This window comes from Pseudonocardia pini, assembly GCF_013870575.1.
GTDB classification, from domain to species: domain Bacteria; phylum Actinomycetota; class Actinomycetes; order Mycobacteriales; family Pseudonocardiaceae; genus Pseudonocardia; species Pseudonocardia pini.
Genome location: NZ_JACBXB010000139.1, coordinates 1 through 9,495, shown reverse-complemented (window position 1 = coordinate 9,495; position 9,495 = coordinate 1). Strand labels below are relative to the sequence as shown.

Annotated in this window: 13 protein-coding genes, 1 pseudogene and 1 riboswitch; of the genes and pseudogenes, 5 read left to right on the top strand and 9 right to left on the bottom strand. The window is 73.0% G+C overall.

Annotated features, from left to right (window positions below; translation table 11 throughout):
• Positions 1 to 1,175, top strand: a 1,175-nt coding sequence (locus H5J29_RS11030) for an aldehyde dehydrogenase family protein (RefSeq protein ID WP_181780840.1), incomplete at its 5' end; no start/stop codon positions are given.
• 137 nt (positions 1,176 to 1,312) lie between these two features.
• On the opposite strand, the gene H5J29_RS11025 is transcribed toward H5J29_RS11030, so the two are convergent.
• The 3 genes from H5J29_RS11025 to H5J29_RS11020 form a co-directional block, all read right to left on the bottom strand.
• Complete coding sequence (locus tag H5J29_RS11025; RefSeq protein ID WP_181780839.1) at positions 1,313 to 2,257, bottom strand: MBL fold metallo-hydrolase; 945 nt, start codon at positions 2,255 to 2,257, stop codon at positions 1,313 to 1,315.
• Positions 2,254 to 2,376 carry a hypothetical protein gene (locus tag H5J29_RS35830; RefSeq protein WP_281375933.1) on the bottom strand — a complete coding sequence of 41 codons (123 nt, stop codon included), beginning with the start codon at positions 2,374 to 2,376 and terminating at the stop codon, positions 2,254 to 2,256. Before H5J29_RS35830 ends, H5J29_RS11025 begins: the two co-directional genes overlap by 4 nt.
• Before the next feature lie 143 nt (positions 2,377 to 2,519).
• Positions 2,520 to 3,137: a PadR family transcriptional regulator gene (locus H5J29_RS11020; RefSeq protein WP_181780838.1), complete on the bottom strand. Its 618-nt coding sequence runs from the start codon at positions 3,135 to 3,137 to the stop codon at positions 2,520 to 2,522.
• Positions 3,138 to 3,191: 54 nt separating this feature from the next.
• Here H5J29_RS11020 and H5J29_RS11015 point away from each other — a divergent pair, with 54 nt between their 5' ends.
• Positions 3,192 to 4,043: a class I SAM-dependent methyltransferase gene (locus H5J29_RS11015; RefSeq protein ID WP_181780837.1), complete on the top strand. Its 852-nt coding sequence runs from the start codon at positions 3,192 to 3,194 to the stop codon at positions 4,041 to 4,043.
• Between the two features lie 12 nt (positions 4,044 to 4,055).
• Here the strand turns inward: H5J29_RS11015 and H5J29_RS11010 are convergent, their stop codons facing one another.
• The 4 genes from H5J29_RS11010 to H5J29_RS10995 form a co-directional block, all read right to left on the bottom strand.
• A complete protein-coding gene (locus H5J29_RS11010) occupies positions 4,056 to 4,418 on the bottom strand; it encodes a hypothetical protein (RefSeq protein ID WP_181780836.1) in 363 nt (120 codons plus the stop codon).
• Positions 4,419 to 4,464: 46 nt separating this feature from the next.
• The gene (locus H5J29_RS11005; RefSeq protein ID WP_181780835.1) at positions 4,465 to 5,460 is read right to left on the bottom strand and encodes a YihY/virulence factor BrkB family protein; all 996 of its coding nucleotides are present in this window, start codon (positions 5,458 to 5,460) and stop codon (positions 4,465 to 4,467) included.
• Between the two features lie 82 nt (positions 5,461 to 5,542).
• Complete coding sequence (locus H5J29_RS11000; RefSeq protein ID WP_181780834.1) at positions 5,543 to 6,475, bottom strand: manganese catalase family protein; 933 nt, start codon at positions 6,473 to 6,475, stop codon at positions 5,543 to 5,545.
• A gap of 289 nt (positions 6,476 to 6,764) precedes the next feature.
• Entirely contained in the window at positions 6,765 to 6,920 is a 156-nt protein-coding gene (locus H5J29_RS10995; protein ID WP_181780833.1) for a hypothetical protein, read from the bottom strand.
• Positions 6,921 to 7,052: 132 nt separating this feature from the next.
• Here H5J29_RS10995 and H5J29_RS10990 point away from each other — a divergent pair, with 132 nt between their 5' ends.
• On the top strand, positions 7,053 to 7,514 hold the full coding sequence (locus H5J29_RS10990; RefSeq protein WP_312858159.1) for a GAF domain-containing protein: 462 nt from the start codon (positions 7,053 to 7,055) through the stop codon (positions 7,512 to 7,514).
• Here H5J29_RS10990 and H5J29_RS10985 read toward each other — a convergent pair.
• Positions 7,453 to 7,659: pseudogene (locus H5J29_RS10985) on the bottom strand (FAD-dependent oxidoreductase); the annotation flags it as partial. The gene H5J29_RS10990 and the pseudogene H5J29_RS10985 sit on opposite strands and share 62 nt — an antisense overlap.
• A riboswitch (TPP riboswitch) is annotated at positions 7,650 to 7,756 on the bottom strand. It overlaps the preceding pseudogene by 10 nt.
• Positions 7,757 to 7,777: 21 nt before the next feature.
• Between H5J29_RS10985 and thiE the strand changes: the two are divergent.
• Complete coding sequence (gene thiE / locus H5J29_RS10980) at positions 7,778 to 8,437, top strand: thiamine phosphate synthase (RefSeq protein WP_181780830.1); 660 nt, start codon at positions 7,778 to 7,780, stop codon at positions 8,435 to 8,437.
• Positions 8,438 to 8,479: 42 nt separating this feature from the next.
• Here thiE and H5J29_RS10975 read toward each other — a convergent pair whose 3' ends face one another.
• Positions 8,480 to 8,947: an RrF2 family transcriptional regulator gene (locus tag H5J29_RS10975; protein ID WP_181780841.1), complete on the bottom strand. Its 468-nt coding sequence runs from the start codon at positions 8,945 to 8,947 to the stop codon at positions 8,480 to 8,482.
• Between the two features lie 85 nt (positions 8,948 to 9,032).
• Between H5J29_RS10975 and H5J29_RS10970 the strand changes: the two genes are divergently transcribed.
• The coding region (locus H5J29_RS10970; RefSeq protein WP_181780829.1) for an SDR family oxidoreductase at positions 9,033 to 9,495 on the top strand (463 nt) is incomplete at its 3' end.

The following is a 9,495-nucleotide window of genomic DNA, read 5'->3' as shown; positions in this document are numbered from 1 at the left end:
GCGGTGAGAACGGGATGCCGATCACCGTGTCGCGGGCGTCGGAGGGGCGCGGGCCCGCGGGCACGCTGCGGTACTTCGCCGGGCTCTGTCGGGACACCCCCCGGGAGGAGCGCCGGACCGCGGTCCACGGGCGGGGGACCACGGTGGTGCGCCGCGAGCCCGTCGGGGTGGTCGCCGCCGTCGTCCCGTGGAACTTCCCGCAGGCGCTCACGATGTTCAAGCTGGCCCCGGCCCTGGCCGCGGGCTGTCCGGTGGTGCTCAAGCCGGCTCCAGAGACGGCGCTCGACGCCTTCCAGATCGCCGACGCGGCCGAGGCCGCGGGGCTGCCCGCCGGGCTGGTCAACGTCCTGCCGGGCGGTCGGGAGACGGGGCAGTACCTGGTGGGGCACCCGGGCGTCGACAAGGTGGCCTTCACGGGGTCGACGGCGGCGGGGCGCGCGATCGGCGAGATCTGCGGTCGGCTGCTGCGGCCGGTGACCCTGGAGCTCGGCGGCAAGTCGGCGGCGATCGTGCTCGACGACGCCGACCTCGCCACCGTGGTCGGGGGCCTGGCCCGGGCGAGCCTGCTGAACAACGGCCAGACCTGCTATCTGAGCACCCGGATCCTGGCCCCGCGGTCCCGCTACGCGGAGGTCGTGGAGGCCGTCGCGGACGCGGCGGCGTCCCTGGTGGTGGGCGACCCCCGGGCGGAGGCCACCCAGATTGGCCCGGTGGTCTCGCGGGTCCAGCGCGAGCGGATCGAGGGGTTCGTCGCGGCGGGCCGGTCGGAGGGTCGGCTGGTGACGGGCGGCGGCAGGCCCGCGCACCTCCCGCGCGGCTGGTTCGTGGAGCCGACCGTGTTCGCGGACCTCGCACCGGACGCCGTGGTGGCGCGCGAGGAGATCTTCGGACCGGTGCTGGCGGTCCTGCCCTATGACGGCGTCGACCAGGCCGTCGCGATGGCGAACGACTCGCCGTACGGGCTCGGCGGCACCGTCTGGACGACCGACGAGGAACGCGGGCTGGACGTGGCCCGCCGGGTGGAGACCGGATCGGTGGGGGTCAACGCCTTCGACCTGGACATCGGCGCGCCGTTCGGCGGGGTGAAGGCCAGCGGTCTCGGCCGGGAGCTGGGACCGGAGGGGCTCGACGCCTACGTCTCCCTCAAGTCGATCTACACCCGCGCACCGGCCTAGCGCCCCGGAGGCGTCTCGGCCTGTCGACCTTCACGATGCTGGACCTCACCCCGTTCGGGCGTCAGGAGGAGTGGGCGAAGACGCCTGCAGGTCGCCCGCAGACCCCGCCGTACCAGTGGTGGCGCCTGCACGACGAACTAGGCGAGGCAGGTCAGGGGCTTCCCGCCGTTGTAGGTGACCATGTCGCCCAGCGCCGCCATCACGTCGATCGGGGCGCCGCGGCCGAGGCCGCCGAGCTCGGCGTAGGCGCGGTGCAGGTTCCCCACGATCCGCTCGGCGTCGGGCCAGTCGGCGTACGGGCCGAGGTCGGTGTCCTGTGCGGCCTGCAGCGGCGTGACATCGGCGGCGCGCCCCGCCGCGGCCAGGTCCAGCACGAACCGCAGGTAGTCCACTGTGGCATCGAGCGGGACCCGGTCGTGGAAGACGGGGCCGTGGCCGGGGACGGTCGTGGTGGCGCCGAGCGGGGCGACCACGTTCTCCAGGACGTCGAGCGCTCCGGCGACCGAGCCCATGAGCAGGAACGGCGTGCCGCCGTTGAAGACCAGGTCGCCGCAGAACAGCGTGGACCGCTCGGGGAACCAGACGAGGGAGTCGTTGGTGGTGTGCGCGGCGGTCCCGACGTGCCGGACCTCGGCGCGCAGCTCCCCGACGTGCAGCGTGACGCCCTCGGTGAAGGTCAGGAACGGCGGGTCCAGCGGCAGCGACCCCCAGTCCGGGTTCTCCCAGAACGGCAGCTCGCGCGGCGGGCCGAAGGCGATCATCTCCTCGCGGGCGCGCTCGTGCGCGACGATCGTGGCGGTGTCGAACAGGGCGTTGCCCCACGTGTGGTCGCCGTGGTGGTGGGTGTTGACCAGGGTGCGCACCGGCGCGGCGGTGACCGAGCGGATGGCCTCGACGAACGCCCGGGTGCGCCGCTCCGTGGAGCAGGAGTCGACCGCCACCACGCCCTGTGGACCCACCGCGAACCCGGTGTTGTTGATCCACCAGGTCCCGTCCGGCTGGACGTAGGCGTGGATCCCGTCGGACACCTCCTCGAGCCGCGGCGGGCCGGGGATCGTGATGTCGTGGGTGTGCGCGCTCATGCGTCCTCCTTCCGGAGGGGGCGCACGGGCGCCCCCTCGGCGACGGCGGCGTCGATCGCCCCGTGCCAGACCGCGGCTCGAACGGTCCCGTCCGCCTCGGCGTAGGTGTTCCAGAGCATCGTGCTCCTCCCGTCGACGCCCCACCCCCTGCGCGTCCCCACTTCCGACGCGCGGGCGGGGATGTCCGACTCGCGCGTCGAAAGTGGGGGACTCGCGGGTTGTGGTGTCCGACTCGCGCGTCGGAAGTGGGGGACTCGCGGGGTCACCAGTCCGCGCGGCGGGCGATCTCCGCCAGGGCGGTGGGGTCGGCGACTGCCTCGGCGGGGTCCTCGGGCCAGGACTCGACCTGTTCGGTCGCCCAGTCCGCCCACCGCGCCACCATCGCGTAGAGCTCGGTGAAGAAGGCGCCGGCGAGCATGCCCTGCGCGGCCCGCTCCTGGAAGGGGCCCGCCCCGGCGGCGTACTCGCGGGCGGCGGCGAGGTTGACGACGTTGCGTTCCTCCGCCCAGGTGCGCGCGGCGGCGACCGTGCGGAGGGCGTCCGCGCGGGTGCCGTGCTCGGCGAAGCTCAGCTTGACGAGCTGCTCGAACTCCACGACGGGCCCCTCGCCCGGCTCGGACAGCCAACCGGCGAGTGCGGTCCGGCCCTCCTCGGTGATCGCGTAGACGGTCCGGGGGCGGCGCCCGACCGACTCCGTCTCCGCGGTGGCCAGACCCGCCGCGACCAGCTTCTTCGGCTCCTCGTAGAGCTTGCTGGCCGCGCGCGGCCACATCCGGCCGAGGCTGCGGTGGATCTGCTGGGTGAGCTCGTAGGTGCTCCACGGGCGCACGGCGAGCAGGCCGAGGACGGCGAACGTCGTACTCGTCAGCGGTCGGGTCATTTACTCCCCTTGGGACTATGTGCTTTACTCCCCAGGAGACTATAGGAGGACACCATGACCACCACGACCGCACACGTCGATCCGAGCAACGCCGGTCAGGCCCAGGCCTGGGACGGCACCGAGGGCGGCTTCTGGGCAGCGCACCCCGAGCGCTTCGACGCCTCGCTCGCGCACTACCAGCCCGCCTTCCACGAGGCCTGCGGGATCGCCCCGGGGGACCGGGTCCTCGACGTCGGCTGCGGCACCGGCCTGACCACGCGTGAGGCGGCTCGGGCCTCGGGGGACGGCGAGGCCCTCGGGATCGACCTGTCCTCGCAGATGATCGAGGTCGCGCGGCGGCTCGCCGCCCGCGAAGGCCTGCCCAACGCGCGCTTCCTGCAGGCGGACGCCCAGAGCCATCCCTTCGCGCCGGGGCACTTCGACCTCGTCGCCAGCCGGACCGGCGCCATGTTCTTCGGCAGGCCCGAGACCGCCTTCGCGAACCTCGCCCGCGCCCTGCGGCCGGGCGGCAGACTCACCCTGCTGACCTGGCAGGCCGCGGTCCGGAACGAGTGGATCGGGCTCTTCGCCCGGGTCCTCGCCGGTCAGGACCCCCCGCAGCCGCCGCCCGGGGCGCCGGGGCCCTTCTCGCTGAGCGATCCCGACCGGGTGCGGGACCTCCTGGCGGGGACCGGGTTCGTGGACGTCGAGGTGGAGGGGCTGACCGAACCGATGGTCTACGGCCGGGACGCCGAGGAGGCGCACGCCTTCGTCGTCGGGCTCCTCGGCTGGATGCTGGAGGGCCGCGCCCCCGCCGATCGGGAGCGCGCCCTCGAGGCCCTCCGCACGGCGCTGCGGCAGCACGAGACGCCGGGTGGGGTGCAGCTGGCGTCGGCGACCTGGCTCGTCACCGCACGCAGGCCGTGACGGACCAGGCGCTCACGCCCGGTCCGGGGCCTCGCCGTTCGTGGTGGGCGCCTCGGACCGCCGGGCCCGCAACGCGATCGGGACCCCGGCGAGGTCCTCGTCGTTGCACAGCAGCTTGACCTCGTAGTAGATGCCGCCGGGGGTGTCGTCGTAGTCGAGGTGGACGCCGATCACGTCGACCGGCTCCCCCAGCCACTTCTGGACCTCGCGCAACCACAGCGCGGAGCGTTCCAGCGCGGTGGGCAGGTCGTCGTCCCGGAACCCGACCGGGCGGAACGGCACTCCCTGGATCTCGTCGTGCCCGTGCGATGGGCGCGGCAGGCTCCGCGCGAGTCCCGAATCGTCGATGTCCAGTGGAACAGACTGCTCGCTCACCCCCTCAGCATGGCCCTGTCGCGGAAAGGCGGGCAACCCCAGGGTCTCAGCGCCGTGCCTTCGAGACGGGTTCGTCGGCGACGGTGTCCGCGGCCTCCGCGCCGCGCTCACCCATCGGGAGCTCCTCGCCGCGGGTGGTGTCCCGCTCGGTCTGGCGCTCGCTCTCCGCATTGACCTCCGCGCCGAGCAGCACGATGTAGCTGGTGAGGTACAGCCAGAGCATCAGCACGATCACGCCTGCCAGCGCCCCGTAGGTCTTGTTGTAGCTGCCGAAGTTGTTCACGTACAGGCTGAACAGCACGCTGCCGAGCACCCAGAGCACGGTGGCGACGAGGGCGCCGGTGCTCACCCAGCGGAACCGGGGCGCGTCGCGGTCGGGGGCCACCCGGTAGACCACGGCAAGCGCGAGGACGACGAGCGCCACCAGCAGGACCCACCGGACCACCTCGGCGACGAGGAGGCCGACCCCGCCCAGCCCGAGGGCGTCGAACACGACCGGGACGACGGCCACGAGGGCGACGGCGAGCAACACGAAGGCGACCGCGCCCAGGGTGAGCGCGAGCGCGGTGCCGCGGAGCGTGAGGAAACCCCGGGTCTCGTCCTCGTCGTAGGCGAGGTTGGTGGCCTTGATCAGGTTCATCGTGCCGCCGGAAGCGCTCCACAGGGCGACGAGCACGGACACGACGAGGCCGATCCCGAGGGCACGGTCGCTGCTCGCGGTGACCGCGGCGAGCTGGTCGGTGATGATCGGGCGGGCCGTCTCCGGCAGGGCCGAGGCGAGGTCGTCGACCTGCGCGGCGACCTGGGCCGGATCGGCGACGAGGCCGTAGAGCGTCAGGGCGGCGATCATCGCGGGGAACAGGGCGAGGAACGCGGCGAACGCGACCCCGCCCGCCAGGATCGGGACGTTGTCGTCCTTGGCCTCGGCCCAGGCCCGCTTGACGACCTGGAGCCAGCCGCGTGGCGGGATGGCGGTGGGCGTGCCCGCGTCGCGGCCGGGCAGCTGCTCGGACTTCGCGGTGCGCTGGTGGACGTCGGTCATGGGGCCCGGATGCCCACCCACGCACGGGGGAACCCCTGTCCCGAGGGGCTCGCCGCGCGGCGATCCCCCCGGGACGGAGGGATCAGCCTTCGGCGTCGGCGAGCTCCAGCTCGGCGGTCTGCTGCACGAGCTCCAGCAGAGCGGGGTCGAGGCCGGGGGCGAACTCCTCCGGGCGCTCGACGGCGATGTCCATCGGGAAGCCCTCGGGCATCTGCTCGGTGGTCAGCTCGCCCTCGTCCATGGTGGCGGGGGCGCTCCCGCGGAAGATCTTCCCGGCCTCGGAGAGGTTGTCCAGGCTGAACGTGTACTGCTTGAGGTGCAGGCCCTGGTCGAGCAGGGTCTTGACCTCCGGGAACTGCTCGGCGTCGGTCTTGGGGATCGGCAGCGTCCTCCCCCAGTCGATGCCCAGGCTCTCGAGCGCCTTCGCGTAGGCGTTCTCGTGCGCCTGGTCCCGGACGATCAGGTAGGCGATCGTGGACCGCGCGGTCTTGTTCGCGGTCATCTCGTAGATCCGGCACTTCTGCAACCGGCCGGTGGACTCGAGCATGAGGTTGTAGAGGAGGTCGAGCACGAGGTTGCCGCTGTTGTAGACGTACGAGCCCGACCACGGGTTCCCCGCGGCGTCGACCGGGAGCGCACCCTGCGCCCCGACCAGGTAGTGGTGGATGTTGCTGGTGTCCAGGGCGATGGACAGGGGGGTCTTGCCGCCCTTGCCGGGCTCGTCGACCGGCTCGGTGGCCGCGCCCTTGTACCTCGGAGAGCCGTCGAGCAGCCGGGAGATGGTGGTGCCGATCAGCTCGACGTGGCTGATCTCCTCGGTCCCGATGCCGTGCAGCAGATCGCGGTACGGCTTCGCGGTCGCACCGCGGAAGTTCATGGACTGGAACAGGTACTGCATCATCGTGCGCATCTCGCCGAACTGGCCGCCGAGGCCCTCCTGGAGGGCGTTGGCGGCGGCCGGGTCCGGCTCGTCCGGGACGATCTCGTTGATCAGGCGTTGCACGTGCAGGAACATGGGTGCCTCGCGTTCAGCATTCGACGAATGTGGTGAGCGGGGGGCTGCCGTCTGAACCTGCCGCAGCGGTCGGCTACCCGGAAAGCCCGGGTCCACGCGCGTCCCGGATGCCCGGACGACGAAGGCCCGGCCGGTGAACCCGGGCCGGGCCTTCGTGGAAGTTGGTGGAGGACACAGGAATTGAACCTGACAGGGCGCCCCAAGTGCGCATCCCCCTCGCGCCGTCGACCTTAGCACCCGTGCGTCGCGACGGCGGGAGATCATCAGGGTTGATGATCTCCCGCCTCGGTCAGAACCAGACCTTGCGTCCGCCCACCGGGCGGCCGACCCGGCCGAGGACCAGCAGGACCAGACCGACGACCAGCAGGATGCCGCCGATGTAGTAGAGCAGCGAGATGCCGGCGAGCCAGCCGATGAGCAGCAGGATCAACCCGAGGATGATCATGGGGGGAGCACTTCCTTCCGTGACGTGACGAGCGGAACGTAGGAGGCCGGAGGGCACACCGCAGCGCGAGCGCGCAAGATCGGCCGTCGGGCCGCGTCGGCCTGCTGCTGATCAGTCCCACGGGTGTCGCGGATGGAGCAGCAGGGCCCCGGACGTGGCGGGCCTATGCTCCGTCGGGTGACCACCGGGTCCCAGCTCCCCGCCGACCGGCTGCGCCGTGTCCAGGCGCTGACCGACATCGGTCTGACCCGGCTGGGGATCGACGAGCTGCTGGTCGAGGTCCTGGGCCGGGTGCGCGAGCTGCTCGCCGTGGACACCGTGGCGGTGCTGCTGCTCGATCCCTCCCGCACCCACCTCGTGGCCACCGCGGCGCAGGGCCTCGAGGAGGAGATCCGCCAGGGCGTGCGCATCCCCCTCGGGCGCGGCTTCGCCGGGCGGATCGCCGCCGAACGCCGCGCCGTGACGATCGCCGAGGTCGACCACTCGAACGTCCTCAACCCCATCCTGCGGGAGAGGGGGGTCCGGTCACTGCTCGGCGGACGGACCGCAGGCCGAGCGCGAGCAGGTCCTCCTCGCCGGGCCACGCCTCGGTGACCGGCGCCAGCATCCCGCCCGCCACCCAGGAGGATCCGGAGCGCGGCGAAGGGTCGTACAGCGAGACCCGCCACCCGGCCTGCGCGGCGCGCCACGCACACGTCAGACCGATGACGCCGCCCCCGGCGACGACGAGCTCTGCCACTTCATCCTCCCTGCGCCGGCATGACCCGGATCAGGTTCGACGGTCGGGACCTGGTCCCCTCTCAGCCCGCGCGACGCGGACTCCCGTGTCTTCCGAGCACACCCTACGCTCCGACGACGTGGCCCGACTCGACCGTGCGACCCTGCTGACCCGCCTCGCCGACGCCCGGCTCTACCTCTGCACCGGTGCCCGCCGGGACACCGGCGACCTGGCCGAGTTCGCCGACGCCGCGCTGGCGGGCGGGGTGGACGTGATCCAGCTCCGGGACAAGGGGGCCGAGCCGCTGGAGGCCAAGCAGGAGCTCGAGGCGCTGGAGATCCTCGCCGCGGCCTGCGCCCGGCACGACCGGCTGCTCGCGGTCAACGACCGGGCGGACGTCGCGCTCGCGGCGGGCGCGGACGTCCTGCACCTCGGCCAGGACGACCTGCCGGTCGAATGGGCCCGCCGCGTGGTGGGCGACGACGTCGTGGTCGGCCGGTCCTCCCACTCCGCGGCGGAGACACTGCGCGCGGCCGACGAGCCCGGCGTGGACTACTTCTGCGTGGGCCCCTGCTGGCCCACGCCGACCAAGCCCGGCCGCCCCGCCCCCGGCCTCGACCTGGTCCGCACGGTCGCCGAGCGGGCCCCACAACGCCCGTGGTTCGCCATCGGCGGGATCGACGCCGGGAACCTCGACGAGGTCCTGGCCGCGGGCGCCACGCGGATCGTGGTGGTCCGCGCGATCACCGAGGCCGAGGACCCGAAGGCCGCCGCCCGGTCCCTGCGCGCCCGCCTGTGAGCGGCGATGGTCGCCAGAGCGACCATCGCCGCTCACGAGGGGTCAGCTGCTGAGCCATGCCCGTACCGCGGGGAGCGTCCCCGCCCCCACGTTCCGGCCGACGTCCGCGGCCAGGTCCGCGATCGAGACCCCGGCCAGCGCGTCCCGCCAGGCCCGGTCCGCCCGCCCCATCACCGTCGCGATCCCGCACGGGAGCGTGCACGACTCCGGCGGGGCGGCGAGCGGGCCGCGTTGTCGCACCTCGGTGCACCGGAAGGCCGACTGCGGCCCGTCGATCGCCTCGACGACGGCGAGCACGCTGATCTCGGCGGCGTCGCGCGTGAGCGCGTAGCCCCCGGCCTGCCCCTGTGTGGAGTGCACGAGCCCGGCCCGGGACAGCGCCTGGAGCTGTTTGGCCAGGTACGTGGGCGAGACGTCGTGGAACTCGGCCAGCTTCGCGGCGGGCACCGGCTCGGTCATGCCGCTGAGCGCGACGCAGCAGTGCAGGCCCCACTCGACGCCGCCCGACATCTTCACCCCCGCAGCCTACTTGACTCGGACAGGGTTTGTCCGAGTACATTCTCGGACAGAAGTTGTCCGAGTTGAGGGAGTGGTCATGCGGATCGTCGTCGTGGGTGGGACCGGGCTCATCGGGTCGCGGTTGGTCGAGGTGCTGCGGGAGGCGGGGCAGGACGCCGTGCCCGCCTCGCCGTCGACGGGGGTGGACACGCTCACCGGGGCCGGGGTCGCCGAGGCGCTGACCGGCGCGGACGTGGTGGTCGACGTGTCCAACGGGCCGTCGTTCGAGCCCGCCGCGATCGAGGAGTTCTTCACCACCTCCAGCCGCACGCTGCTCGCGGCGGAGCGGGAGGCGGGCGTCGGGCACCACGTGGTGCTCTCGATCGTGGGCACGGACCGGCTCCCGGAGAGCGGCTACCTGCACGCCAAGCACGTCCAGGAGCAGCTCGTGGAGGCCTCCGGGGTGCCGTACACGATCGTGCGGGCCACCCAGTTCTTCGAGTTCCTGGGTGCGATCGCGGACGGCTCGACGCAGGACGGCGCCGTGCTGCTGCCCACCG